At 67.6% G+C, this 25,481-nt stretch carries 20 protein-coding genes; 13 read left to right on the top strand and 7 right to left on the bottom strand.

The annotated features are described in order from the left end of the window. Window positions 1–237: 237 nt before the first annotated feature. Both STRTU_RS09250 and eccE read right to left on the bottom strand, forming a co-directional pair. On the bottom strand, window positions 238–1,083 hold the full coding sequence (locus STRTU_RS09250) for a hypothetical protein (protein WP_159743102.1): 846 nt from the start codon (window positions 1,081–1,083) through the stop codon (window positions 238–240). Then, window positions 1,083–2,309: a type VII secretion protein EccE gene (gene eccE / locus STRTU_RS09245; protein ID WP_159743101.1), complete on the bottom strand. Its 1,227-nt coding sequence runs from the start codon at window positions 2,307–2,309 to the stop codon at window positions 1,083–1,085. Before eccE ends, STRTU_RS09250 begins: the two co-directional genes overlap by 1 nt. Window positions 2,310–2,667: 358 nt before the next feature. Here eccE and eccB point away from each other — a divergent pair, with 358 nt between their 5' ends. The 9 genes from eccB to STRTU_RS09200 all read left to right on the top strand — a co-directional run bounded on the left by eccB (window position 2,668) and on the right by STRTU_RS09200 (window position 12,860). Then, a complete protein-coding gene (gene eccB / locus STRTU_RS09240; protein WP_159743100.1) occupies window positions 2,668–4,263 on the top strand; it encodes a type VII secretion protein EccB in 1,596 nt (531 codons plus the stop codon). A gap of 363 nt (window positions 4,264–4,626) precedes the next feature. Further along, entirely contained in the window at window positions 4,627–4,950 is a 324-nt protein-coding gene (locus STRTU_RS09235; RefSeq protein ID WP_159743099.1) for a WXG100 family type VII secretion target, read from the top strand. A gap of 122 nt (window positions 4,951–5,072) precedes the next feature. Continuing rightward, window positions 5,073–5,366 (top strand): WXG100 family type VII secretion target, encoded by a 294-nt coding sequence (locus tag STRTU_RS09230; RefSeq protein ID WP_159743098.1) that lies wholly within the window; start codon window positions 5,073–5,075, stop codon window positions 5,364–5,366. Window positions 5,367–5,555: 189 nt separating this feature from the next. Further along, window positions 5,556–6,806, top strand: coding sequence for a type VII secretion-associated serine protease mycosin (gene mycP / locus STRTU_RS09225; RefSeq protein WP_246240287.1), 1,251 nt, complete (start codon window positions 5,556–5,558; stop codon window positions 6,804–6,806). A 20-nt stretch (window positions 6,807–6,826) separates the two neighbouring features. Then, complete coding sequence (locus tag STRTU_RS09220) at window positions 6,827–7,129, top strand: hypothetical protein (RefSeq protein WP_159743096.1); 303 nt, start codon at window positions 6,827–6,829, stop codon at window positions 7,127–7,129. A gap of 49 nt (window positions 7,130–7,178) precedes the next feature. Then, window positions 7,179–8,666 carry a WXG100 family type VII secretion target gene (locus STRTU_RS09215; protein WP_159743095.1) on the top strand — a complete coding sequence of 496 codons (1,488 nt, stop codon included), beginning with the start codon at window positions 7,179–7,181 and terminating at the stop codon, window positions 8,664–8,666. A 90-nt stretch (window positions 8,667–8,756) separates the two neighbouring features. Then, a complete protein-coding gene (locus tag STRTU_RS09210) occupies window positions 8,757–10,049 on the top strand; it encodes a S8 family serine peptidase (RefSeq protein ID WP_159743094.1) in 1,293 nt (430 codons plus the stop codon). A 78-nt stretch (window positions 10,050–10,127) separates the two neighbouring features. Then, a complete protein-coding gene (locus STRTU_RS09205) occupies window positions 10,128–11,438 on the top strand; it encodes a S8 family peptidase (protein WP_159743093.1) in 1,311 nt (436 codons plus the stop codon). Between the two features lie 78 nt (window positions 11,439–11,516). Next, window positions 11,517–12,860, top strand: a complete 1,344-nt coding sequence (locus tag STRTU_RS09200) for a S8 family serine peptidase (RefSeq protein ID WP_159743092.1) — start codon at window positions 11,517–11,519, stop codon at window positions 12,858–12,860. Window positions 12,861–12,968: 108 nt separating this feature from the next. Here the strand turns inward: STRTU_RS09200 and STRTU_RS09195 are convergent, their stop codons facing one another. Both STRTU_RS09195 and STRTU_RS09190 read right to left on the bottom strand, forming a co-directional pair. Continuing rightward, window positions 12,969–13,997 (bottom strand): WXG100-like domain-containing protein, encoded by a 1,029-nt coding sequence (locus STRTU_RS09195; protein ID WP_167539124.1) that lies wholly within the window; start codon window positions 13,995–13,997, stop codon window positions 12,969–12,971. 148 nt (window positions 13,998–14,145) lie between these two features. Next, entirely contained in the window at window positions 14,146–14,478 is a 333-nt protein-coding gene (locus STRTU_RS09190) for a WXG100 family type VII secretion target (protein WP_159743091.1), read from the bottom strand. Between the two features lie 444 nt (window positions 14,479–14,922). On the opposite strand from STRTU_RS09190, the gene STRTU_RS09185 reads away from it, so the two are divergent. Further along, window positions 14,923–15,222: a hypothetical protein gene (locus STRTU_RS09185; protein WP_159743090.1), complete on the top strand. Its 300-nt coding sequence runs from the start codon at window positions 14,923–14,925 to the stop codon at window positions 15,220–15,222. Between the two features lie 101 nt (window positions 15,223–15,323). Here STRTU_RS09185 and STRTU_RS09180 read toward each other — a convergent pair whose 3' ends face one another. Continuing rightward, complete coding sequence (locus STRTU_RS09180; protein WP_159743089.1) at window positions 15,324–17,483, bottom strand: ATP-binding protein; 2,160 nt, start codon at window positions 17,481–17,483, stop codon at window positions 15,324–15,326. A 369-nt stretch (window positions 17,484–17,852) separates the two neighbouring features. After that, window positions 17,853–18,260, bottom strand: a complete 408-nt coding sequence (locus STRTU_RS09175; RefSeq protein WP_159743088.1) for a hypothetical protein — start codon at window positions 18,258–18,260, stop codon at window positions 17,853–17,855. Between the two features lie 240 nt (window positions 18,261–18,500). Here STRTU_RS09175 and STRTU_RS09170 point away from each other — a divergent pair, with 240 nt between their 5' ends. Continuing rightward, window positions 18,501–18,809 carry a hypothetical protein gene (locus tag STRTU_RS09170; protein ID WP_159743087.1) on the top strand — a complete coding sequence of 103 codons (309 nt, stop codon included), beginning with the start codon at window positions 18,501–18,503 and terminating at the stop codon, window positions 18,807–18,809. Beyond that, complete coding sequence (locus STRTU_RS09165) at window positions 18,806–19,546, top strand: WXG100 family type VII secretion target (protein ID WP_159743086.1); 741 nt, start codon at window positions 18,806–18,808, stop codon at window positions 19,544–19,546. The genes STRTU_RS09170 and STRTU_RS09165 overlap by 4 nt, the downstream gene beginning before the upstream one ends. A 103-nt stretch (window positions 19,547–19,649) precedes the next feature. On the opposite strand, the gene eccCa is transcribed toward STRTU_RS09165, so the two are convergent. Continuing rightward, on the bottom strand, window positions 19,650–23,606 hold the full coding sequence (gene eccCa / locus STRTU_RS09160) for a type VII secretion protein EccCa (RefSeq protein WP_159743085.1): 3,957 nt from the start codon (window positions 23,604–23,606) through the stop codon (window positions 19,650–19,652). Between the two features lie 254 nt (window positions 23,607–23,860). Here eccCa and eccD point away from each other — a divergent pair, with 254 nt between their 5' ends. Next, window positions 23,861–25,327, top strand: a complete 1,467-nt coding sequence (gene eccD / locus STRTU_RS09155) for a type VII secretion integral membrane protein EccD (RefSeq protein ID WP_159743084.1) — start codon at window positions 23,861–23,863, stop codon at window positions 25,325–25,327. Window positions 25,328–25,481: the final 154 nt, after the last annotated feature.

The following is a 25,481-nucleotide window of genomic DNA, read 5'->3' as shown; positions in this document are numbered from 1 at the left end:
CCGTCGTGCTGTGCTCCTGCGGCCTTCCTACACAGCCTAATCAAGAGTCGGCTCATAACGGCAGTCGATGTCATGTCGTCTTCATACCGTTCGGCATGCTTACGGGCGCACCCGTGGGGATGCGCCCGTGAGTCGTGCCCAACGACTGGTGAGTCGTGCCGGCGGCCGGTGGCCGGTGGCCGGTCGTGGACGCGCCGCGCACAGCGCGTCCGCACGTGACCGGGCCTGCGAGGACGGTCAGTCCATACGGCGCGGCCCGCCGAGCAGGTTGGTCTCCGCCTCCGTCGGCTGCGTCATGACGAACTGGTGGCCGTCGCGCGAGCACCACAGCATGGCGTTGTCGCTGAGCGTCGGCAGCACCGCACTGACCTGCTCCGGCAGCCGCATGATTCGCGTCACAACCTCCGCCTCCTCGGGCGAAAGCCGCTGCATACCGACCAGATCGGCGCGGCCGAGCATCTGCGGCGACCGCGGTCCGAGGAACGGCAGCACGGTCAGTACCGACTGCCAGGGGCTCGGGGCGAGCTGATTGCGCGGCGGGCGTGCGCCCATGTCCCGTACGACCAGCACGGGGCTGGAGACCGACGGTCCCTGGGGCGCGATCTGGCGCACGTCATGGACGGACACACACTGCTGTCCGCCGCCCGCGGCCTGCGCCATCTGACCCCAGGCCGGCGGACGCGCCGTCTCGACCGCGACCCGGGCGCCGATGGCGACCGTACGCAGCGCCAGCAGCTGCGCCATCCACATGCTGCCGACCAGCGCGATCTCCATCGGCGCGGGCCGCAGCAGGCTCAGTACGGCGGGCTGGTTCTGCGGATCGATGCCGATGATCACGCCGTCGTCGCCGACCGGCAGGGTCAGCGAGGCAAGCGATTCGGCCGTCAGCACATGCGGGCTGCGGCGCGGTCCGCGCAGGCCGTAGCCGGGCCTCGGCTTCGGACCGGTCGGGCCCGACTGGTCCTCGTCCGGGCGCGGCTGGTGCGAGAGCCGCCCGCCGCCGCTCTCGCCGCCGCCCAGAGGAGGGTTGCGCCAGCCGTTGCCGCTGGTGTTGACGCGGGGCTGATAGGTGGGAGAGGCCATCAGCGGGTACCTCCGAGGGGAAGCGTGGCCAGCAGGCCGGGCAGCTGTTCCCGGTCGAGCCGTACGAGGCCGACCTTCACGGAACTGGAACGGCGCTCCAACTCGCTCTGCGCGGCGGAGAGTTCGTTCTCACTGCGGGTGGAAAGACGGACGTAACCCGAGATGGCCGGGGCGCGGCCGCCGCCGTGGGTGGCGGTCAGCGCGAAGGTGCTGGCCATCGCCCTGGTGCTGGTCAGCAGCTGGGTGACGGCCGCCAACGGCGCGCCGCCCTCGCCCAGTTGGGGCCATCGGCCGATCCAGTACGTGGAGTGCCAGCGGTCGTCGCAGCGCACCGCCCGGGTCGTCTCCTGGGTGCGGCGGGCCGCCCGGCCCTCGCGCCCCATCGCGCCGTTGGCGGCCCGCGGGCTGACGCACACCGCGGTGCCGATCGCGGCCACGACCTCGCGCTCGGCGAGCACCTTGGCGCGCACCCCGTGCGCGGTCAGCCGGCTGACGAGCTGGTCGGCGGCGCGCAGCAGGGACCGCTTGGCGCCCTCCATCCCGCCGCCGCGGGCCTCGATCGCCTCCGAGCACAGCTCGGGGTCCAGCTTGAGCGCGATCCACGTCAACTGGAGCGCGGGCGTCTGTGACTGGGCCTGCAGCGGCGCGTACGAGCGGGCCGCGACGGCCTGTTCGGGCAGGTGCGGGGCCGGCGCGGGCTGGGTGTACTGGACGAACTGCACCGACTCCAGGTGGATGTCCTCGATGTCGAGCGCGGTGTGCAGCACGTCGAGCGGCAGCATGTGGCTGCCGCGCGCCGGGCGCAGCGGCTCGTCACGGGCGTCCACCTGGACGAGGGCGGTCAGGAACGTGCCGTCACCGACGAACCCGATGGCGCGCTGGTCCGCCTCGGTCGTGAACTCGTAGGTCCGCAGCGCCGGTTCGCACTCCACCACCGGGGCGATTGCCGGGTCGACGCCCTGGGTGGCCGCGAGGGCGGCGGCGCTCTCCTTGCCGCGGCGCTTCATCGCGCGCACGGTGGTGATCCATTCCGGCAGCGGAATCCTCCGCCGCCGGCCGAGCGCGAAAATGACCAGAATTGCCGCGATCACGATGGCGACGGTCAGTGCGGCCGGGTGGATCGACCAGCCCACCAGTACGAGGGCCGCGGCGAGTTCGAGGATGGCCAGCTGCTGAACTCGGACGCCGCCGATGGTTCCGGCCTGTTGGCGCAGCCGCGGTGCCACCGGACCTGCCGGGCGGGCCGCGGAACCCCGGCCGCCATTTTCTCTGTTGCCCGGAGCTGTGCCGTTTTGGCCAGCATTTCCCGCGTATTGCGGTGCAGCAGAAGGCTGTTGCTGCTGTTGCCGCCCGTTGCGGCGTCGAGCCCTGGTGGCGCTGGACATCCCCCGGCCTGCTCCTCTACTGGTGGTGTGGGCCTCTATGCGTATCGACCAGGCGTATCGGCCGCTGCTGAGACTGGTGCGTTGGAAGGTGGCACCCGTACCGTACGGGTCGATCGACACACGGCATAGTAGAGGGCGCTGCGGCGTGAGTGCCGGGGGCGGTCGATGTGGATCCGACAGGCGGGGAGAGAAAGCAACAATGGCATCACGTCGGGACGAGCTGAATGCGTATTCGTTCGCTCGAAAGCGTACGAATGCGGCATTTTTGAAGCCGCTGCCGAACGGTTCGATCGAGAGCGCCCCCAGGCCCCTGAAGGCGGTCGTGCCGAGCATCGTGATGGGGGTCGTGGTCCTCGTCGGATTCGGCGCCTGTGGCATTCTCAAACCGGTTGCCCCGCAAGGCTGGGACGAGGTCGGAAAGAATGTCATCGTCGGGGACAAATCCACCACGCGTTATATCGTCCTGCAGCAGGGCAAGCAGAAACTGCTGCACCCGATCCTTAACCTCGCCTCCGCCCGGCTGCTTATCGACCCGAACTTCACGGTGGTCAAGGTCAAGGAAGCCGAACTGGACGGAAAGATCCCGCACGGACCGGCCCTCGGCATTCCCTACGCCCCCGACCGGCTGCCCGGTAAGGAGGACGCGGATGCGCCCAAGACCTGGGCGGTGTGCAACCGCCCCGGCAGCGGCCTGAACAGCAAGCCCCAGCAGTCCGTGTTCGTCCTGGGCGGCAAGGACAAGGAGGCCGTCGAGGGCAGGGGCAAACTCGGCCCGAGCCAGGCGCTGTTCGTCGAGGATCCCCAGCACAAGAAGTGGCTGGTCGACAGCGAGGGCAAGGCATTCGCGTTCAGCAGCCGCAGCGAAGCGGTCAACAACACCCTGCGCCGCATCATCTTCCGCTCCGCCAAGCCGCAGCCGGTGTCGCAGGAGTTCATGGACACCCTCCTGGTGCTCCCGCCGGAGCTCGGCATCACCATGCCCGTCGTCCCCCAGGCGGGCAGCCAGACCACCGACACGAAGGTGCCGGCGCGGGCCAAGACCGTCGGCTCGATCCTCCAGGACAGCAGCGGTCAGAAGTACGTCGTGGAGAAGGACGGCGTCGAGCAGGTGTCGGACTTCGTGGCGAACCTCCTGGAGGAAGGCGCCAACGCCCAGCGGCTGCACCCCGACGGTTCGCGGATCAAGCCCGAACAGATCGCGGTCAACACCATCGTCCCGAAGCAGGACGACTCGGGTAATGCGACGAACTTCATGGGGACTTTCGGCGGCTTTCCTTCCCCGTGGCCCCGCGAGAGCCTCTCGGTGGCCAATGAGTTCGACAAGGGTTCCCAGACCGGCGGACTGACCCGTCCCACGCGAAACGGTGTCTCCTGCAGCGTCTACAACGGCAAGAACATCAAGCTCCCGGGTGGCGAGGAGAAGCAGCTCAACTACCCGAACGGTGTGCCGGACATGCAGACCTGGGTCGGCAAGGACTACCCGGTCAAAATCGCCACCGGAGCCAACTCGTACGTCACCCCCGGCAGCGGTCTGCTCTACACCCAGGTGCGCACCCCCGAGGACAAGACCGGCAGCCAGTTCCTGATCACCGACACCGGGCTGCGCTATCCGCTGCCGAAGAACAATGACAGCGACGGCAAGTCCGGTAAGGCCGACGACGAACAGGACAAGGCAAAGGTGCACCTCGGCTACGAGGGCACCCATCCGCCGCTGATCCTGAAGGCCTGGTCCGAACTCCTCTCGACCGGCCCGTCGCTGGACATCCCGAGCGCCAAGAAGCCGCAGTCGTCCTGATATGAGCGAGGGCCGTACCGAACCCCGGAAAGGGGCATTCGGTACGGCCCTCGGTGCACCCCGGATTCTTCCATCGCAGTTTTTCCGCCGAGAACGCCACCGACTTCTCGTTGTGATCTTCACCGGTCCGAGCCTGCCACCGAATGACCGATAGCGGCACATCTGTCCGTTTCCCGTGAACGACGTTTCACCGACGGCCAGTTGGCAGTGTTGTGATCCCGTCACAACCGTCGTCCCCCTGTTGGGATGAGCCATATCGAGTGGTTAAAGTAGCCAAAGGCGTCAGCAGGAGATGCCTGCCGCGCGAGCGCCTGTGGCTGCCCGGTGCGGTACGACGTACGAGTCTCATGGGGGACGTTGACTATGGCTGGTCAGCAGTACACAACCACCGAGGAGGAGATGGTCGCGTTCAGCGGCAAGATCTCCTCGGTCAACCAGTCGATCCAGGGCGAGATCTCGCGCCTGAACACGGTCGTCGACACCATCACGTCTGGGTGGAAGGGTGCTGCGGCTTCCTCGTACAACCAGCTCCAGTCAAAGGTGAACGAGGACGCCAACCGTCTCAACCAGCTGCTGGCTGAGATCAAGGAAGCGATCGACGAGACCACCAAGAACTACTCCGCCTCCGAAGAGGAGCAGGCGCAGTCGATCTCGCACATCTCCGCCTCGGCTTCCCCGTTCGGATGATGGGGCCGCGCCGCTGACCGTGGCGCAATGGCCCAGCCGCCGCAGCCCGGGGCCGCCGGTCATTCCGCCGGCCCGCTGTGGTGTGTGAATCGACCAGCAGCATCAACTCCTGAGGAGACACCATGTCAGGCCAGATCCTCGTTAATTTCGCGACGATCTCGCAGGCCAGTTCCGACGTGCGCGGTACGGCCAACAACATCCGTCAGCAGCTCGACGACCTCGAGGCGGGCGTCAAGAAGATCGCCGCCAGCTGGGAAGGTGCGGCGCAGGACGGCTACCAGGCCCGCCAGCGCGAGTGGGACCAGCGTGCCGCTTCCCTGCACTCGACGCTTGAGGCCATCGCCAAGGCGCTGGACCAGGCCGCTCAGAACTACCAGGCCACTGAGCACAAGAACTCCGGTATCTGGGGAGGCTGACCTCCGGTCAGTCGAGCCGGAAACGGCGATACCTGAGCAGCACGGCTGCTCGCACAGTGGTCCATGAGGGCGAGCGCGCTGCAACAGTGCGCTCGCCCTTCTGCCGTCCACCACCCCTTCACCCCTTCTCCTCCTTCCCCTCACCTTTCGTTCCTGCCCAATTCGCCACACATGGAGAGCAGAAAGCCCGTGGGATCTCGCGCCATTGGTCACCGAGCCGGGCACCGCCGCCGAGCAGCGGGTGCGCTGGTCACGGCGGCGTGCATCGTCGGCCTGTCGAGTGTCACCGCCGCCCCGGCGGTCGCGGACCCGAACGTGCCGCTCAACAGTGGTGAGTGCAAGTTCGGCACCAACGACATCAAAGAGACCCCCTGGTCCCTCCAGCGCCTCCTGACGAACCAGATGTGGGCCGACACCCGTGGGAAGGGCGTCCGGGTCGCCGTCATCGACACCGGCATCGACGCGGGCAACTCGCAGATCAAGCCCAACATCGAAGGCCCCGGCAAGAAGTTCGTCGGCGGTGACGGCAAGCCCACCGTCGATCAGGTCGGCCACGGCACCAAGGTGGCGGGCATCATCGCCGCCCGCCCGAAGCCGACTTCCGGTTTCTATGGACTCGCGCCCGACGCGAAGGTCATTCCGCTGCAGCAGACCAGCGCGGAGAAGGCCGGCACCGCCGACAGCCTCGCCGCCGCCATCGAATACGCGGTCCAGAAGAACGTCAACATCATCAACATCTCCCAGGGCACGGACGCCAGCGCGGGAAAGCTGATCCGCCTGAAGGCCGCGATCCAGAAGGCCGCCCAGAACAACATTCTCATTGTCGCGTCCGCCGGAAACGACGGCGCGAGCGGGCAGAAAAAGAACATGTACCCCGCCGCGTTCCAGCAGTTCGACAATGTCTTGTCCGTTGCCGCCTCGGACCGCAACAACGAGCGCGCCCCCTTCTCCCAGCCGGGAGACTGGGTCGACATCGCCGCGCCGGGCGTGAACATGGTCTCCACCGTCCCCCACGGCGGCAACTGCGTCGACCAGGGCACCAGCTTCGCCGCCCCCTACGCCGCGGGCGCCGCGGCCCTCCTGATAGCGAAGCACCTGAACGAGACGCCGAAGTGGACCCCGAAGCAGGTCATCTGGCACCTGGAACAGACCGCGGAGCGCGTACGCCCGAAGGCGGACCAGAACATCGGCTGGGGCGTCGTCGACCCGGTAGCCGCCCTCAACGACGACACCGTGCCCACCGCCTCACCCGAGCCGGACAAGCCCACCAACGCGGCTGACGGCTCCAACATCCAGCCGGCCGCCGTCACCATCGGCGAATCCACCGAGGAACGGCGCGCCCGCATCTCCATCTACATCGTCGGCGCCGGCCTTCTGGCCGTCGCCGCGGTAGTCGGCTCATCGATCGCCATCCGAGACTGGCGACGGAAGAACGCATAGCACACACGGGGAGGCCAGGAATGGCTAAGGAATATCGCGTCGATCTTGACGCTCTGGATGAAGTGGTCAGGAAGCTGAATGGTGTCCTGAAGGACATGGACGGCACGAAGGGCAAGGCCGGCAGTGGGACTTTCCTGCCGTCAAGTGTTCTGGGGAAGAAGTATGAAGAGCACGAGATGTTGCACAAGGCTCACAGTGACATGAAGAAATTCATCGACAGTGAAATCGTCGACAAGATCGAGAAGTTGGTCGAGGACTTTGGTCAGAAGTCCAAGAAGACGAAGGAAGCCTACGACGATGCCGAGCACGACAACAAGATGTGACATCGAGTGCATCGGTTGATTGTCAGCTGACGGGAAAGGGGGCCCACAGGTGGGTGAAGGAAAGAGCGGCGTGCCTGAAGACAGGTACGAGAGCTATCGGCATGTGACGGACTTCAACCAGAGCAACTTCAATGGTCTGAAGGACATGCTCGATGGTGCCGATCCCGACGTGCTTTACTCTGTCGCTCAGCACTGGCAGGACCTTGCCGACGCCTTGGAGACACACAAGAAGAGTTTCTCCAAGGCTGTGGACGATGTGATGGAACACTGGCAGGGCGAGTCCGCTGATCGCTTCCAGAAGAGGGCTCAGCAGATCATCGCGAACTTCGAGTCCGGGAAACCGTGGTGCACTCACACGGCACGGGTCATGGACGAGTCGGGCAAGGCCCTTCAGACGGCCATCAACAAGGTCAGGATGAAGGAGGAAACCTGGGAACTCGGCGACCTCAATGACTGGGGATGGGACATCTCCGACGATGACCTCGACGAAATGCTCAAGAAGGGCGAAGACGCCACGGGTCTCCTGGAGGCGAACAAGGACAGGCTCGACGATGAGCAGACGCTTCGGCTCGAGTCGACCATCGCCATGGAGCAGCTGGGCGCGTCGTTTGTGAGGGCCTCGAAGGCGCTGAAGGCGCCGGAGCCAGGGCGTGCCAACCGTGACGACAAGATCCCCGACCACCAAAAGGACCCGTCAAACGATCCAGGCGCCATTAACACCCCCATGATTCCGACGGGTGGCGGACCGAAGGGTGGCGGGGGTGGACTCAAGCTCCCGAGCCGGCCCCGCAACTCCGGTAGCACTCCTAAGATGCCCAGCTCCCCGAGCCTCAAGCACCCCGGTGTCAGCGGTGGTCTGGGAAACCTGAAGCCCAAGGGGCCCAGCGTGGGGACTGGCCTTGATGGCCTCCACGATGGCCCCAACGGCGGGCTCAAAGCCCCCAGCGGCGGCCCCGGTGGTGGCGGTCTCCACGCGCCCAGCGGCGGTGGCCCAAGCGGTGGGCCTGGCTTGTCCGGAATGCCGGGCGGTATGCCTGGGGCTGGCGGTCTCAAGAGCGCCGGCTCTGGCGGCCTGAAGGGCAGTGGCCCCGGCGGTCTCAAGAGTGGTGGCCCTGGCGGTCTCAAGGGTGGCGCACCCGGTACCACCCCGGGAGGTGGCCAATCGGGGGGCCGTGCCGGGATGCCGGGCATGGCTGGGGCACATGGTGGTGGTGCCGGAAAGGGCGCGGGCGGCGGGGGCGTCAGCTCCGGCGGTGCCCAAGCGCGGCAGAAGGGCGGGATCATTGGGTCGCCCAGTGGCAAAGCCAGCGGCGGAGCCCAGGGCGGATCCGGCCTGCACCGCAGTCGAGGGGGAACTGCGCCCGGGGCCAATTCGGGTGGCGGACGTCGTCCGGCAGGCATGATGGGTGGCGCGCATGGCGCGCCCGGCGCCAGGGGCGAGGGCGGAGGTCGGGACGCGAACCGTCCCGACTACCTTGTGGAAGAAGAAGAGACCTGGACGTCCAAGCGTAATGTGGCTCCCCCGGTCATCGAGTAGGAATGACCGGTCGAGCAATCGGCGGACATGCTTGGGGCCCGCAGTCCCTCGGGCTGCGGGCCCCACTCTGTGAGGAAGGTGTTAAACGGCATGAGCTTCACGCGGACGCTGCGTGCGGTGGGTGGCGTGGTGGTGGCGGGGGCGCTGCTCTTCGGCACCGCGCCGGTTGCTTCGGCAGATCAGATCAGGAAAGACCAGTGGCCGTTGAGGTCCTTCGGTGCTGACGATGTCTGGAAGGTGTCGACCGGCCAGGGTGTCACCGTCGCGGTCATCGACGACCCGGTAGACGGAAGTCACCCTGACCTCAAGGGGAGTGTGCTTCCCGGGAAAAGCTTCCTCTCTGGTGGGGGAACAGCAGATCACCCGGATGGGAAGCATGAGCATGGCACTGCCATGGCTTCGCTCATCGCTGGGCATGGGCACGGGCCTGAGGGATCCGATGGGGTGAAGGGGCTGGCGCCTGACGCCAAGATTCTTCCTGTCGGAGTTGACCTCGGCGCAGCTGGGACGATGTCCTATGCGAAGCCGTTGAGGTATGCCGTGGACCACGGCGCGAAGATCGTAAACATGTCTTTCGAGGATTACGCGGACACGTCACCTGCTGAAAAGGCAGCTGTTGACTATGCCCGGAAGCATGACGTTCTGGTAGTTGCGTCATCCGGAAATACTGGCTCTAGCATTCCTCGTCTTCCTTCTGCGGTCCCGGGGGTTCTCGCTGTCGGAGCGGTGGACATTGACCTCAAGGTCTGGAAGTTCTCCAGTTACGGGCCTCATATCAAGCTGCTGGCCCCAGGGCTTCATATCCGGTCGGCGGGAGTTGAGACCCCTTATCGCTTGGCCAACGGTACGTCGGACTCCGCAGCGTACGTATCCGCCGCCGCTGCCCTCCTCCGCTCCAAGTTCCCGGACCTGACCGCCGGCCAGATCGCCAACCGTCTGGTGAAGACTGCCGGTCTGCCGGATGACATGAAGGGGAAGAAGCTTCCTGACCCCCACTACGGCTACGGTTTCATCAGGCCGTCCAAGGCACTGACTGCGAACATTCCCGCCGGCTCGAAGAACGGGCCGCTGCCTGCCCTCAAGGATGGCTCGTCCAAGGCATCCGGTGATGGTAAGGAAGGCGAGCAGGCAGGCAAGGGCATGAGTCCGGGCGTCATCATCGGCATTGTCGGTGGTGTGGTTGGTCTTCTTGTCGTCGTCCTGATCGTGGTGCTGGTGGTCAAGAAGAAGAATGGGCGTAATGGTCCGCCTCCGGGGGGTCCCGGGGGGCAAGGTGGCCCTGGTGGGTTTGTGCCGTATCCGTCGCCCCCGAATGCCTACCAGCAGCCGGGCGCGCCTGGCTCGTATCCGTCGGCGCCGCCCGCGCAGCCGCCGGGGCGATAATTCGAAAAGTTTTCATCAAGGTGCGGCCCGCAGCTTCGAGTTGCGGGCCGCAGCCTGTTGAGGAGGGTGGGTTACCACATGAGCTTCGCGCGGACGCTGCGTGCGGTGGGTGGCGTGGTGGTGGCGGGGGCGCTGCTCTTCGGCACCGCGCCGGTTGCTTCGGCAGATCAGATCAGGAAAGACCAGTGGCCTTTGACGGTCTTTGGGGTTGACGACATTTGGACGGAGTCAACGGGCAAGGGTGTCACGGTTGCGGTTATCGACGATCCGGTGGATGGAAACCATCCTGATCTGAAGGGAAGTGTGCTTCCCGGTAAGAGTTTCCTTTCCGGTGGCGGACCGGCAGATCGCCCGGACGGGGAGTTTGAGCATGGCACGGCCATGGCTTCGCTCATCGCTGGGCATGGGCATGGTCCTGGGGGAGCCGATGGGGTGAAGGGGCTGGCGCCTGACGCCAAGATTCTTCCTGTCGGAATTGACCTTGGCGACGCAGGGGGGTCCTATGCGAAACCGTTGAGGTATGCCGTGGACCACGGCGCGAAGGTCGTCAACATGTCCTTCGAGGATTACGAGGACACGTCACCTGCTGAAAAGGCAGCTGTTGACCATGCCCGGAAGCATGACGTTCTGGTAGTTGCGTCGTCCGGAAATACTGGCTCTAGCATTCCTCGCCTTCCTTCTGCAGTACCTGGTGTCCTTGCAGTTGGGGCTATGGACATCGATCTCAAGGTCTGGAAGTTCTCCAGTTACGGGCCTCATGTCAAGCTGCTGGCCCCAGGAGTTCATATCCGCTCGGCGGGCGTCGAGGACCCGTACAGGCTGGCCAACGGCACGTCAGACTCCGCAGCCTACGTGTCGGCCACAGCAGCCCTCCTCCGCTCCAAGTTCCCTGACCTGACCGCTGGTCAGATTGCCAATCGCATGGTGAAGACCGCTGTTCTGCCGGACAGTATGAAGGGGAAGAAGCTTCCCGACTCGCACTACGGGTACGGCATCGTCAATCCGTGGCAGGCGCTCATCAAGAAGCTTCCCGCTGGGTCGGAGAACGGGCCGCTGCCTGCCCTCAAGGATGGCTCGGGCAAGGGGGCCGGTGACGGCAAGGGCAGTGAACAGGCAGCTAAGGGCATGAGTCCGGGTGTCATCATCGGCATTGTCGGTGGTGTGGTCGGGCTTCTCGTTGTCGTGCTGATCGTGGTGTTGGTGGTCAAGAAGAAGAACCGGCGTAATGGTCCACCTCCGGGTGGGTCCGGTGGTTACGGTGGGCCCGGGGGGCAGGGTGGGCCTGGTGGGTTTGTGCCGTATCCGTCGCAACCGAATCCCTACCAGCAGCAGCCGGGCGCGCCTGGTTCGTATCCGTCGGCGCCGCCCGCGCAGCCGCCTGGGCGATAATTCGAATAGTTTTCATCAAGGTGCGGCCCGCAGCTTCGAGTTGCGGGCCGCAGCCTGTTGAGGAGGGAGGGTTACCACATGGGCTTTACGCGGACGCTGCGTGCGGTGGGTGGTGTGGCGGCGGCAGGCGTGCTGCTCTTCACTGCCGCGCCGGCCGCTTCGGCGGACTACATCAGGGATGGGCAGTGGGCGCTTGACGCGTTCAATCCGCAGAAGGTGTGGAAGGAGTCGACCGGGAAGAACGTCACTGTGGCGGTCATCGATTCCGGTGTGAACGGGGATCACGTCGACCTCAAGGGCAATGTGCTGCCCGGGAAGAGCTTTGCCGACGAGGGCGGGACGGCAGACCATGAATCTGGCGATGACCACGGCACAGCAATGGCGGCCCTGATCGCGGGGCATGGGCACGGCCCACACCACGCTGACGGCATCATGGGACTGGCGCCGGATGCCAAGATTCTTCCCATCAAGACCAATGACAAGATCGGTGGGAACGCGAACAGCATCGATGGCCCGCTTCGCTATGCCGTCGATCATGGTGCAAAGGTCATCAATATGTCCTTTGTGACTCCTCGCTTGGATGAGGGGGAGAAGGAGGCGATCAGTTACGCCATCAAGAAGGATGTGCTGCTGGTTGGTGGCTCCGGCAATGAGGGGTCGAGTAAGCCGCTCTATCCGGCCGCGGCGCCTGGTGTGTTGGGCGTAGGGGCGGTGGGGAAGGACGGCACGGTCCTTGGCCTGTCGAACTACGGCCCTCATATTCGTCTGATCGCTCCTGGCGAGAAGATCTATTCCGCCGGAACGTCCCTGAAGTATCGGCAGGCCTCGGGCACTTCCGACTCAACGGCGTATGTATCGGCCGCCGCGGCCCTTGTGCGGTCGAAGTTCCCGAAGCTCACCGCGGGTCAGGTCGCCAATCGACTGACGAAGACGGCGATCACTCCCGAGGGGAAGACGGGCATTACGTCTCCTGATCCCAAGTATGGCTACGGAGTGATTCGCCCGTATCGGGCGCTCTCTGAGGACATCCCTGCCGGGGCGAAGAACGGGCCGCTCACCATGCCGAAGGAGGATTCTCGGTCTCCTGCCGGTGCGGGGACCGATGCGGGGGCGGATACGGACGCTCCAGGGCACGGCGCGAGCGCGGGGGTGGGGAGCTTGAGCCCCCTGGTGGTGATCGGTATCGCTTTTGGTGTGGTGGTTGTTCTGGGGGTTGTGGTGGGTGTGGTCGTTGCGCAGAAGAAGCGGCGCAAGGGGCCGCCGCCTGGTGGTCCTGGTTTCGGCGGCCCGTATGGCTGGTCCGGTGTTCCGCCTCAGCAGCAGTTCGGGGCCTATCCGCAGCAGTTCGGTTCCTCTCAGCAGCCGGGGAGTAATCCTGGTGCTTACCCGTCAGCACCTCCCACTCGGCCGCCTGGGCAGTGAGGTCTTCTCGCGCTCCTGGGTGAGGAATTGAGGGAGGGGAAGAGAGGTTGGGCCCATAGCCGGGGAGGCTGTGGGCCCCATTGCTTTTCGTGGGTGTGGGCGGGCGGTTCAGCCGAAGACCGCGCGGGCCTCGTCCGTGGCGTCCTGGTGGCGGGTGGCCGCGCCGCCGGTGCGGCGGTCGACGTGGCGCTGTGCATGGTCGAGGCCGCGGTTGGTGAGGTCTTCCTTGGCGTGGTCGATGTAGGTGCCGGGGTCGGTGAGGCCGGTGACGCCGTCCTTGTAGTCCTGGGCGCCTTCCTTGATGCCGTCGACGTAATCGCCGGCCTTGTCCTTGGCGATGTCGGTGGTTTCGCCCCAGTTGATTCCGTCGCGGGCGCCGAAGTGACCTTCGATGCCCTGCTGTGCGACGTTCTGGGTCATCTCCGTGGCGGCTTCCTGCGCCTTGGCCTTGCCCTCTTCGACGATCTTGTCCCGGGCGATTTCCTTCGCCTGGTCGACGACCTTGTCCTTGACGGTCTCCTTGACCGTCTTCTTCACATAGTCCGCCGCAATCTTGCGGGCTTCCTTGGATACGGCCTTCTTCGCCATCTTCTTGATGGCGTCCATGGTGGCGTGCTCCATGGCTTTGGTGGCCGCCTCCATCACCTCACGTTTGATCTTGTCGAGGATCTGGCGGACGATCACGCGGGTCGCCTGAGTGGCGCCCGCGGCGCCGATTTCGGACAGGCCGAGTGTGAAGGGCGCGGCGGCCTGTGCGGCGATGATTTCGGTGGCCAGGATGGCGAGTTGGACGATGACCGCGATTTTGCCGGCGAGTACGGCGATGGCGGCCGCATCAAAGGCAACGGCGATGACCTCGGCCGCGGCGGCGGCGTCGCGGAGGTAGTTGTCCTCACTGCCCCCGCCGCCGGAGAAGGAACCCCATTCGTGGGAGAAGCCGTCGATGGCATTGCCGGAGTTGGCGGAGACGACTTCATTGGCTGCCGAAGAGCCCTGGGTGGAGGCCTGATGGACCGACTCGGCGAAGTTGCGCCAGACCTGCGCGCATTCGTGGAGCTTGTCCTCGTCGGCGTCCGGCCAGTTGTAACCGAGGAAGTCCAGGACCCAGGCTACTTCGCCTGGCAGCGTCAATGACACAGCGGTCGTCCCCCGTGCAATGGTGTCGATTGTGGAGTGAGGTGGAAATGGTGGTGGAGAAGGAGAGGAGGAGGCGGCGCGTCAGGGGCGAGGAGCGGGGCGGCAAGCGAAAGGGCCGGCCCGGCTTCCGGTGTGAGTGGGGCGGGCTTCAGATGGCCGGGCGGCCGACGGCGCTGATGGTGTGAATGCCCTGCTCGTCGGATGCGGTGTAGGAGCCGGCTATGTTCTGGAGCTTGTCGCCGATGCCTTCGAGGCGTTCGCTCAGGGAGTCCATCGACTCGAACATGCCGTCCCTGATGGGCGTGTAGATCGTTTCGAAGATATCGCCGAAGTCGCAGTTCTCCCAGGGGCTGCCAAGGCCCTCAAGATCGTCCTGGAGTTTCTTCGACGCCTTGGAGAAATTGCTGCCGATGTGTACGAATGCGTTGCCCTGTGTGCGCAGCACATCCGGGTCGACGTCAAACGCCTTGCCTGCCACCATTGCCCTCGTTTTTGCGGTGCGTCCCGCGCGATACTTGTCGCGTTCTTAGTGATCCCAACATTAGGTGATCTGAATGCATGTATGTCAAAGCGAGGGGTGTGGAGGGAAGGCGGGAATCCTGATGCGTCAATGTCGCTGAGGTGGTGGGGAATTGCCCCATCTGGGGCCCTGATGAACCTTGTGGGCGGCGTCGGATGTGGCGCCCCGCGGCGGCATAAGGAAAGGGAAGGGTAAATATTGGTGCGTCGCTGATCAATCATTTGGGGGAATGTGCGCTGAGGGGTTGACTCTGCGCGCCCCCCGGTGTCGGTCGGTTCGGAATTCGGTTCGGAATCCGGTCCAGGGGGGCGAGGCGGCCCGACCGGCCCAGGTGCAAGGTGAGTTGAAGCTCGGGCCGGGGATCGGGGCCGCCCGGTGATCATCGGTCCCGTAGCATTCCCGCCCATGGACGCAGCTGGTAGTGAAGAGCCCCTCCCCGAGAGCCGCGTGGGACTGACGCCCCGTCAGGCACGCCGAATACGCATCGTCCTGGCCTCGGTGCTGATGGCCGCGATGGCGGGGGTGCTGATGGTGCGCCTGGCGTCGCGTACGTCCGTGCTGGTGGTCGGGGTGTATGGAGCCGCACTGGTGCTCTGCGGTGTGGTGATCGAACTCAGTCGTCACGGGCGGACCCGGCTCGGCACCTGGCTGCTGGGCATCGGCCTGGCGGCCGCACTCGCCTCGGACTGGCTGCTGTTGCCCTGACGGCCCCTGACGGCCCCTGACGGCCGGGGAGGGGCGGCGACGGGGCCGCCCCTCGGGGGTGAGCCAGAGCGCGGCGGCGGCCCGTGCCTACGCCCGGTTGGTCACGAGGGGCCTCCTCCGAGGCCGCCGGAAGTGTCGGAGTCGGCGGCGCCGGTGCGCTGGGCGGGCACGGTGGGCGTGAGCGGGGGAGCCGGGGCGAGGATCTGCCGGGCGGTCACCCCGCGTGCGGTGGCGACGACGAGCACTCCGTCGGGCGAGAGGTCGGCGCCGGTGAGCGGGGAGTCCGAATGCAGCGCGGCCACTACCTCCTGGCCGGTGCGGGTCCAGACCCGGAGGGAGTCGGCGCCCTGGCTGAAACGGAAGGCGGCTGACGCCTTCGCTTCCTCGGAGGGCAGCCGCATGTGTGCCGGGTCGGCGTCGACATAGCCGGGCCGCAGCAGATCGTGGACGAGCAGCGCCGTGCCGCCGCCCCCGGAGACGTCGCAGTCCGTGCCGGGCACCGTACGGGAGCCGGGGGTGCCCTCGGGGACGGTGAAGGCGGCCACGGGGCGGGGCGCGGCCGTGCCGGACGCCGGTGCGGGTCCTTCCCTGTCGGCCCCGGCCCTCGTGCCGTCCGTATCCGGGGCCGTGCCGTCGCCGCCCTCCTGGGGCAGCGAACCGGTCGTCACGGCGCGGACGCCGGTCAGTGGCACGCTCCACAGCGTGCGCCACGGCAGGGCGAAGCTGAGGGTGTGCAGCGCCTCCGCGTACGGCGCCAGCCCGTCCTCGACGAACGCGGTCTCCAGGAACGCCGCCCGCATACCGACGGGAACCTGGGAGCGGGTCAGCAGCGGAGCGGTGCGCAGATACGTACGGGCCGGAGCGCCCAGCTGGTCGAGCGGTACGGCCTCGATGGCGGCCCGCATCGCCACCGGGTCGGCGTGCGCGAACAGGCCCGGGTCGGTGAGGAGTTGGGGGAGCAGGCCGGCGTCGAGGGTGTGCGCGGCGAGGTGGTCGCGGATATACGGGTCGGCCCTGGACCAGTCCTGCTCGGGCACCGCTTCCAGCAGCGCCATGGCGATCTTGGTCTGGGCGTCCCGGACGTCCGGCAGACCGGAGCGGATCTCCTCGGCGAGCCCCGGGTGCTGCAGACGCATCAGCGTACGGCCGCCAGAGGCTCCGGCACTGGTCCCGGCCCCGCTCGCGGCCCCCTCGTCCGCGTCCCCGGCCTGCTCGACCGGCTGGAGGAACGACTGGACGAACGGCGCGGTCAGCAGCATGCCGTCGGCGAGGTCCTGGCTCATGTCCCGTCCGGCCACGGCCTGCGTCAGCGGCCCCCACAGCTGGACGGGCAGCCCGTCGCCCTCGGCGAACGCGAGCGGTGCCAGCAGCAGCCGCAGGGTCTGCGGATCGGCGCCCAGCCGACGCGCATGCAGATCGAGGGTCTCGCCGACGCTGCCGGGCAGCAGGGACGCATCCGCCGGATCGAAGCCCTCGGGCTGCAGGAGCAGCGACTGCACGGCGAGCTGGAGGGTCAGCCGGTTGCCGTCCGCGCGCCGGGCGAGGGCCTCGGCGAGTTCGCGGCGCACGGCCGGGTCGGTGGTGAAGGGGAGTTCCGTCGCCCCGGCCTCGGGGTCGAGCGCGGTCTCGGCCTGCAGCACCAGACTCTGGGGATCGGCCCACTCCGGCGCGTCGAGATCGATGATCTGCGCCTGCCCGGTCGGCAGCGCCCCGGCCAGCTCCGCGGCCAGCTCGCGCGGCACATCGGCGAGCAGCTGCACCGTTTCGGTGGCGGCGAGCGGCTTGAGCACGTCCCGTACCAGGCGGGCCGGCTCGTCCGCGGCACGGACCGGTCCGGCCCGGTCGACGTCGGGCACCACAATCGTCACCGGCTCTTCACGAGCGGCGAGTTCGGGAAAGATCCCCGCACCGCGGTCCGCGCTCAGTCCGAAATGGTCGGCGATGAGCCACAACAGCTGGTCCGCGGTGCGCCCCGAGGGGTTCGGCGCGGCGGGCGGCGGGAGGTCCGGGGGCACGGTCGCCGGGTCCATGTCGCCCAGCGGCAGACGCTTGCGGAAACCGCGATCGCACATCATCAGGAAGCCGGTGACCAGGCGCGAGCGCCCGCTGCCCGGGTTCCCGGTGACCACGATGACGCGCGGGGCGCCGGGCCACCGCATCCGCCAGGCCGCGAGCGCGCGGAGCGCCGCGGTGCGGCCGCCGACGTACGGATGAGGTGCGTATCCGGCCGCTGCGGCGTTTCCTTCGTCTGAGGCGCTCATGGCTTCCTCGTCCCCATCAATCCGCTCCACCTTTGTGGATTCCTGCCTGTTCCGGCTCGATCCTATGATCCGGAACGCCTGTGCCGGACGGTGCGGGTACGGCTGTGCCGGAACTGGAACACACAGGACGGGCGCTTGCCGCGGAACTGCGCAAAGGTGGCCTGAGAGGCGTGCGTTCCGGGAGTTGGCCCTGGGCGTGGTGTGGAGAAAACGGGAATGCCGTGTGCGGAAAGGAAGCAGATCTCCCGCTGAATCCGGCGGCCGATCTGCTTTCTTCCGTATCGCCTCGATGAACTCTTTGAACGGATTTCGGCGGCGGAAAGGAACGGCCGCTCGCCGCATCGGTGGTGCGGTCTCGCGGGGGCCGGGTCAGCCCCGGTGACCGCCGCCCCGGCCGCCGCGCCGCGGAGTGGTCACGATGCTGCCCGAGGGGCCGTCGCGCTCGGCGCGCTCCGCGTCCTCCTTGGCTTCCTGCTCCTTCTGCCAGGCGGCGAACTTCTCGCGGGACTCCTCGCGCTCCGCCATGGTCTGGTTCTCCGCGGCCCGCCGGATCTCGCCCATCCGGTCGCCCAGCGCGTCCATGTACCCCGGCGTCTGGATCGCGTCCTTCATGCCGATACGGCCGGAGAGCACCTCCTGGGCCATCTCCTGGAGCTTGCCGCCGACATTCGGGTTGTCCGCCAGGACCTTCAGTGCCTTGCGCAGCCGGTGCGCCTGCTCCGGATCCTGGGCGACGTCCATCAGGTCCTCGTCCTGGATCTGCCGTTCGTTGCTCATCCCTGCCCCCTTGAACGTGATGGCACAGCAACCGCATGTGCTGCACCGGCGTCCTGAAGTCTAATGACGGAGGTGAACAGGTCGTCAAGGCAGGGCTTGTCGGTATTGCCGCATATTGCTCCGTATGCATTCCGTGGTTTGCCGTCCGCCCGCTCCGGAGAGTGCCTCGGGCCTATTGCGGGTGTGCTAGACCTGAGGCGATGTCGGCAGGTAGCTGTCATTCAAATTCGGGGAGAAATGATGTCCGACGAAGTCCGGCTCAGTACGGAGGAGTTGCACCGGCTCGGTGCGGTCTTCGAGATACGCGCGGAAGAACTGAGCCGGCAACTGGCCGCATTCAGACGGCGGGCCGATGCCGAGGCCCTTCGGGACGGTTTCGGCAGTGACGAGGAGGCCCGGCCGTTCCGTGAGCTGTACGAGCAGGCCGAGCAGGCGCTCGTCCAGCTGCAGCAGCGGCTCGCGGAGGTCGGCGGGGGCCTCAAGGAGACCGTCACGCGGACGCGGGCGGCCGAGGAAGAGCTGGTCGAGATGATGCGGAGCGTCAAGTGAGCGAGCGGCGCAACCCCGAGGCCCTGCGCGAAGCGGCGGCCGGCTGGCGGGAGATGGGCAAGCACCTCGACGGCCTGGTCCGCGATCTGGACCGGCAGGTCGGCACCGCCGCCGCGGCCAACTGGCACGGCCCGGCCGGTGAGGCGTTCGCGGGGGAGTGGCACCGCCTCAAGCGGTCCGTCGACGACTCCCTGCCGGCCTTCGAACTGGCCGCCGCCGACCTGGAGAACGCGGCCGCCGCACCCCCCGAGGACAAGGGCGACGAGGAACAGCACGAGGCGGCGCCCGCGAAGACCTCAGCCGGCTCTTCGTCCTCGTCCTCGTCCGGCCCCGAGGTCGCCTACGGCTTCATGGCGCTCGGCCAGCTCGCCACCGGCCTCGGCGGCGCCTTCGGCAAGCGCGGCGGGGGCGGGGGCCAGTCCCGGGGCCCGGTCGTCGGGCACACATGGGACACCGCCACCGCCCCGCAGGGCCCCGACCCGTTCGGACCGGCGAAGGACGGCGAGGCCAGGACGCGGGGTGGCGAGGGCCTCGCCAAGGGCGTACGGACCGGGCCGGGCGTCGCGAAGCCGGTCCCCGGCACGGATCCGGCCCCGGCGGCCGGCCAGGAGAAGAAGGGAACGGCCGAGGGGCCCGCCAAGGCCACCCCGGCGCCCGCCAAGGCCACCCCGACCAAGGGCGGCGAGGCTCCCGGCCAGCCCGCTCCCGACGCCACCCAACACGGCGCCTTCGGCTGACAGGAGGCCGTCAGCCGGTCAGCCGCCCGGCCCGCGGCACAAGAAACGGCGGTGGGGCGCCCCTCCCAGAAGGAGCGCCCCACCGCCGTTGTGTGCGTACCGGTCAGCGGCCGTTAGCCGGCAGCCAGCCCGTCTGGACCAGCTGCGCACCGCGCTTCCGCGTGATGAACGTGGCCCGTCCGGGCGTCAGGCTCTGGCCCTTGATGTTGCCCATCAGCGGCCCCTCGGCCGGATCGGCGGACAGGATCAGACCCTGCGCACCGAGCTCCTTGGTGCGCTGCATCACCGGCTCGAAGGACGACCGTCCGGCACCCGACGAGCTGCGCGCGATGATCAGGCGCAGACCCAGGTCACGGGCGAACGGCAGATACTCCAGCAGCGGCTGCAGCGGGTTGCCGCTGCTGGTCGCCACCAGGTCGTAGTCGTCCACGATCACGAACGCGTCCGGCAGGTCGTACCAGCTGCGGTTGCGCAGCTGCTCCGGCGTGACGTCCGGCCCCGGCATCCGGCGGCCCAGCGAACCGGCCAGCCCGCTGATGACCTCCTGCAACTGCGGCCCGGCGGCACAGTACTTGTACATGTGGCTCTCGGGGATCTCGCCGAGCAGCGCACGGCGGTAGTCGGAGACCACCATCAGCGCCTTGTCGGACGGGTACCGCTCGGCGATCTGCTTGGCCAGCAGACGCAGCAGCGACGACTTGCCGGACTCGCTCTCGCCGTAGATGACCAGCAGCGGGTCGGTCTCGAAGTCGATGAACGCCGGCGCCAGCGTGGTCTCGTCGACACCGATCGCGATGCCGTGATCCGGGTAGTCGCTGCCCTTGGGCAGCTCGTTGGCGCGCAGCATCGTCGGCAGCATCCGCACCGCGGGGGCGGGTTCGCCCTGCCAGTGCTCGCTGACCGTCGACACCAGGTTCGCGATGCCCTCGCTCAGCGTCTCCGGGTCGCTCATCCCGTCCAGCCGCGGCAGCGCCGCCAGGAAGTCGAGCTTCTCGGGGGACATACCGCGACCGGGCTTGCCCATCGGGACGTTCTCCGCGCGCTTGCGGTCGAACTCCGACTCCATCGGGTCACCCAGCCGCAGCTCGACGCGGTTGAGGAGCTGGTCACGCAGCGCGGGACGCACCTCGGTGTAGCGCGCACCGGCGATGATCAGGTGGACGCCGAAACCGAGACCCCGGGCGGCGATGTCCAGGATCACCGGGTCCATCTGCTCGTAGTCGGTCTTGAACGTCGCCCAGCCGTCGATGACCAGGAAGACGTCGCCCCACTTCTGGTCGGGGTAGGCGCCCGAGGCCCGCCGCTGGCGGTAGGTGCCGATCGAGTCGATGCTGTTGGCGCGGAAGAACTCCTCGCGCGCGTTGAGGATGCCGACGACCTCGGAGACCGTACGGCGCACCTTCTCGGCGTCCAGACGCGAGGCGACACCGCCGACGTGCGGCAGGCCCTCCATGGTCAGCATGCCGCCGCCACCGAAGTCGAGGCAGTAGAACTGCACCTCGGACGGGGTGTGGGTGAGCGCGAACGAGGCGATGGCGGCCCGGAGCAGCGTGGACTTACCGGACTGCGGACCACCCACGACCAGGCCGTGACCGGCACCGGCGGAGAAGTCCAGGTACATCACGTCACGCCGCTGCTCGAACGGCTTGTCCACCAGCGCGACCGGCACCACGAGCTTGCCGAGCGCGGTGTACTCCGGTGCGTGCACACCCCGTTCGGGCGTGACCGCGAGCGTCGGCAGCAGCTGGTTGACCGTCGGCGCCTCGTCCAGCGGCGGCAGCCACACCTGGTGTGCCGGCGGGCCCTGGCCCTGCATGCGCTGCACGATGACGTCGAGGACGGTGTCGGCGAGCGCGTCGTCCTGCTCCGGGGCGACCGGCTCGACCGGGGTGGGGTCCTCGATGATCTGCTCGACGACCGGGGCCGCGGTGAACGGCACCGGCTGCCGCCGGGACCGGCTCCCGCCGGGACCGCCGCCGGCCCCGGGACCGCGGTAGGGGCCCGAGACATACGCGGCCTTGAACTGGACCATCGTCTCGGTGTCGTACTTGAGGATGCCGGAACCCGGGACGTTCGGCAGGTGGTAGGCGTCCGGCACACCGATCGCGGTCCGCGACTCGGCCGCGGAGAACGTCCGCAGACCCAGCCGGTAGGACAGGTAGGTGTCCAGACCGCGCAGCTTGCCCTCTTCCAGGCGCTGCGAGGCGAGCAGCATGTGTACACCCATCGACCGGCCGATCCGGCCGATCTGGATGAACATGTCGATGAAGTCGGGCTTGGCGGTCAGCAGTTCGGAGAATTCGTCGAGCACCATCACCAGCGAGGGCAGCGGGTCCAGCGGGGCACCCGCGGCACGCGCCTTCTCGTAGTCGGTGATGTTCTTGTAGTTGCCCGCGGAGCGCAGCAGCTCCTGACGGCGCTGGAGTTCACCGGTGATCGAGTCGCGCATGCGGTCGATCAGGGTGACGTCATCACCGAGGTTGGTGATGACGGCCGCGACGTGCGGCATCTCGGACATACCGGCGAAGGTGGCGCCACCCTTGAAGTCCGCGAGGATGAAGTTGAGGGTCTCCGAGGAGTGGGTCACCGCGAGCGCGAGCACCAGGGTGCGCAGCACCTCGGACTTACCGGAACCGGTCGCACCGACACACAGGCCGTGCGGGCCCATGCCCTCCTGCGCGGCCTCCTTGATGTCGAGCATGACGGGCTGGCCGTCCTTGTCGACACCGATCGGCACCCGCAGCCGCTCGTGCAGCGTGCGCGGCCGCCAGGTACGCGACACATCGACGGAACCGGCGTCACCGATGTTCATCAAGTCGGTGAAGTCCAGGTTCGACAGCAGCGGTTCCTCGCCATCGGCACCGGAACCCGCCCGCAGCGGGGCCAGCTGACGCGCCAGCGCCTCCGCCTCGGGGATCGCCAGGGTGTCGCAGGTGCCGTGGTAGACCGCGCCGCTGGCCGACTCCAGCACCAGCTTGCCCGGCTGGACCTGCACGGCCAGACCGCCCCGGATCTCGTCCAGATCGCCCGGTACGACCTCCAGGATGGTGACGCCCTGCAGCCCCTCGGCCCCGGCGATCACCGAGTCCATCGGCACCTCGCCGCCGTCCAGCACGATCACCACATGCGGGGTGTCGGACACCGGCGTGCCCTGCGGGTTGAACCGGCCGCGGCCCTCCAGCTCGTCCGCCAGCAGCTCCTCGACCTCACCGAGGTCACCGACGACCAGCCGGCGCGACCCGGCGCCGTCCGTGGTCTTGTCCTGCACATGCGGCAGCCACTTCGTCCACTCCCACTCCATCTGCGCACCGGGCGCGGCGACCACCGCCACCGTCAGGTCCTCGGGGGAGTGCAGGGTGCACAGCTGGGCGATGATGGCGCGGGAGGCGCCGTAGACCGTGTCCGGGTCACCGGAGACGGTCAGGTGGTAGAAGGCGCGCAGCGAGACCGCCAGCGGCAGGTTGTCCAAGTGCCCGTGCTTGTCGAGGAATTCCTTCATCGCATGCGCGGTGAGCGGCTCCAGCTCGTCGACCGGGGCGGTCTCCGGGGCCCGCAGGGGGGTGGCCAGCTGCTGCGGGCCGAGCCCCAGCCGTACCTGCCCGAAGTCCGGATCGCCCGACCGGCGTTCCCAGACCCGTTTGCCCTCGGCCACGACGGCCCACAACTGGCTCGGGTCGGGGTGGGTGTACAGCTGCGCGTCCCGCTGCTTTCGTGCGGTGCGCCGTACCTCTTTTCGCTTCTGCGTAAGGTACTTGAGGTAATCCTGCCGCTCTTGCAGCATTTGCCCGGAAGGCCCTTGCCGGGCCTTGACGATCTGCACGATCGCCATTGCCAGAGTGGACGCCACCATAAAGCCGCCCATGATTTTCATGAACGGCTGATTGCCCATGAACAAGAATCCCGCAGAGGACGCCATGCCCATCATGGGCATAAGGGTCATCAGCATGTTCTCCGAATCCCCTTCGCGCGGAAGCTCCGGGGGCGCCTCAAGTGTCACCTCCTCCGAGGGGACTTCGGGTGGCAGCGCGCGGGGCGGGCGCTTGACGATGACAACGCTCACCGAGGCATCAGTCCTTCATGCATCTCGCAGTCTCGGACCGCCCCCGTTGGATTCGACGGTCCCCCGAGCCAAGTACGTGGCCCGACGCAGGCGTTGATCCTACTGTTAAGCGCCGAGTCTCGGGGTGGGTGGGGCAGCCGCTGAATTGGACGGTACGCTGACGCCTCGCGAGCGTGCCCGAGCCCCGTAGTGACGGCTCTATATATACGGCGCGCGACGCGACAAAACGCCCAACGGATAGGGGGAACCGCCAGGTGAGCACGAGCACTGGCACCGGCTTTTGCCGGGTCACAGTCGCCGCGCCGGATGCACGGATCGATGTGGCTCTGCCGGAAGACGTCGCACTCGTGGACATTTACCCGGAGATCCTTCGGCTCTCCGGTCAGTCCCAGGCGGAGGGCGCCCCGACCGGCTATCACCTTGTACGCCGCGACGGCACGGTTCTCGACGCCGGGCAGTCGCTCGCGCAGCAGCAGATTCTCGACGGCGACCTCCTTCTTCTGAAGCCGTTCGCCGAATCGCTGCCGCTCCCGGTCTTCGACGATGTCTCCGACGCCGTCGCCTCCGCGGTCAAGCGCAACCGCAGCCGCTGGAGCGACGACCTCATGCATGTCGTCGGCCTCTCCGCCGGTGTGCTGCTGCTCGTCATGATGGCGTTCGCCCTGTGGTTCTCGAACCCCTTCGAACGTGACATGCACCGGCTGCCCGGCGTCATCGCCGGTGTCGTCGGCATCGTCCTGGTCGCCCTGGCCGGCGTCCGCGCCCGGGTCTACGACGACCACGGCTCCTCCATCGCGCTGGGCCTGGCCTCCCTGCCACACCTGCTGCTCGCCGGCTCCGGCATCTTCCCCGTCGAGGACGGCTCCGGCCCCGGCCGGCTGCACCTCCTCGTCGGCTGTGTGACCGTACTGATCGCCTCCGCACTCCTGGTGGTCCTGCTGCCGCGCGGTGACGCCCCCTTCGTCGCCGCCGCGTTCCTCGCCGCGATGGGCACCCTCGCGGTCTTCGCCGCGATCCTCACCGACGCCGCGCCCATCGAGGTCGCCGCCGTCACCGCCGTCGTCTCCATCGCCCTGGTCGCCTGGCTGCCCGGCCTCTCCGCCCGTTTCGCCCGGCTGCCCATCGGCTACAAGTCGCCCGACCAGATCGCCAAGGGCTCCTACGACAACGCCGGCGAGACCGAGTCCGTCGACTTCGTCAAGATCGGCAACCAGGCCAAGCGCGGCCACGAACTGCTGCTCGGCCTCGTCGCCGGCTGCGCCGCCCTGGTCGTCGGCTCGGCCGGTGCGGTCCTCGGCTTCTCCGACAACATGTGGGCCCAGCTGCTGGCACTGGCCGCGGGCATCACGATCATGCTGCGCGCCCGGCTCTTCGACTACACCGCGCAGGTCGCCTGCCTGACCATCGCCGGCATCCTGACGATCGTCCTGCTGATCCTGGGCATCGCGCTGAACCCGCCGACGGAGATCTTCGTCGAGCTGGCCCGCTTCCGGGACTCCGGCCCGCTGAACATCCGCACGGTCTGGTTCTCCAGCAGCATCGCGGCGGGCGCCGCCCTCCTGGTCGGCGTCGGCCTGGTCGTCCCGCGCAAGGGCGTCACCCCCTTCTGGGGCCGGATCTTCGACCTCTTCGACGGCCTGATCCTGCTGTCCCTGGTGCCGCTGTGCCTCGCGGTCCTGGACGTGTACGCCACCGTGCGTGGCCTCACCAGCAGCAGCTAGGCCCCCGCTCACCGGCCTTTCCCGCGGCCCCCCGACCACCCGGTCGGGGGGCCGTTGCTGGCTGGTACGCTGTGTGACGGCCCGGTCGAGTCACTCAAGATCCCCTGTGAAGCAAATCCAGGGGCGCTCACGGGCCGCAACCAAGAGGAGTACC

Origin of the sequence: Streptomyces tubercidicus (assembly GCF_027497495.1) — a bacterium.
Classification (GTDB): Bacteria; Actinomycetota; Actinomycetes; order Streptomycetales; family Streptomycetaceae; genus Streptomyces; species Streptomyces tubercidicus.
The sequence above is the reverse complement of the archived record's forward strand: the minus strand, read 5'-3'. Positions and strand labels throughout refer to the sequence as shown.

What these genes read in the sequence shown, in the direction of transcription:
- STRTU_RS09235 (WP_159743099.1), top strand. Translation starts at nt 4,627, where the DNA reads ATGGCTGGTCAGCAGTACACAACCACCGAGGAGGAGATGGTCGCGTTC.
- STRTU_RS09175 (WP_159743088.1), bottom strand. Translation starts at nt 18,260, where the DNA reads ATGAGCAACGAACGGCAGATCCAGGACGAGGACCTGATGGACGTCGCC.
- STRTU_RS09250 (WP_159743102.1), bottom strand. Translation starts at nt 1,083, where the DNA reads ATGGCCTCTCCCACCTATCAGCCCCGCGTCAACACCAGCGGCAACGGC.
- STRTU_RS09230 (WP_159743098.1), top strand. Translation starts at nt 5,073, where the DNA reads ATGTCAGGCCAGATCCTCGTTAATTTCGCGACGATCTCGCAGGCCAGT.
- eccB (WP_159743100.1), top strand. Translation starts at nt 2,668, where the DNA reads ATGGCATCACGTCGGGACGAGCTGAATGCGTATTCGTTCGCTCGAAAG.
- STRTU_RS09185 (WP_159743090.1), top strand. Translation starts at nt 14,923, where the DNA reads ATGGACGCAGCTGGTAGTGAAGAGCCCCTCCCCGAGAGCCGCGTGGGA.
- STRTU_RS09200 (WP_159743092.1), top strand. Translation starts at nt 11,517, where the DNA reads ATGGGCTTTACGCGGACGCTGCGTGCGGTGGGTGGTGTGGCGGCGGCA.
- STRTU_RS09220 (WP_159743096.1), top strand. Translation starts at nt 6,827, where the DNA reads ATGGCTAAGGAATATCGCGTCGATCTTGACGCTCTGGATGAAGTGGTC.
- STRTU_RS09180 (WP_159743089.1), bottom strand. Translation starts at nt 17,483, where the DNA reads ATGAGCGCCTCAGACGAAGGAAACGCCGCAGCGGCCGGATACGCACCT.
- STRTU_RS09170 (WP_159743087.1), top strand. Translation starts at nt 18,501, where the DNA reads ATGTCCGACGAAGTCCGGCTCAGTACGGAGGAGTTGCACCGGCTCGGT.
- STRTU_RS09205 (WP_159743093.1), top strand. Translation starts at nt 10,128, where the DNA reads ATGAGCTTCGCGCGGACGCTGCGTGCGGTGGGTGGCGTGGTGGTGGCG.
- STRTU_RS09210 (WP_159743094.1), top strand. Translation starts at nt 8,757, where the DNA reads ATGAGCTTCACGCGGACGCTGCGTGCGGTGGGTGGCGTGGTGGTGGCG.
- STRTU_RS09190 (WP_159743091.1), bottom strand. Translation starts at nt 14,478, where the DNA reads ATGGTGGCAGGCAAGGCGTTTGACGTCGACCCGGATGTGCTGCGCACA.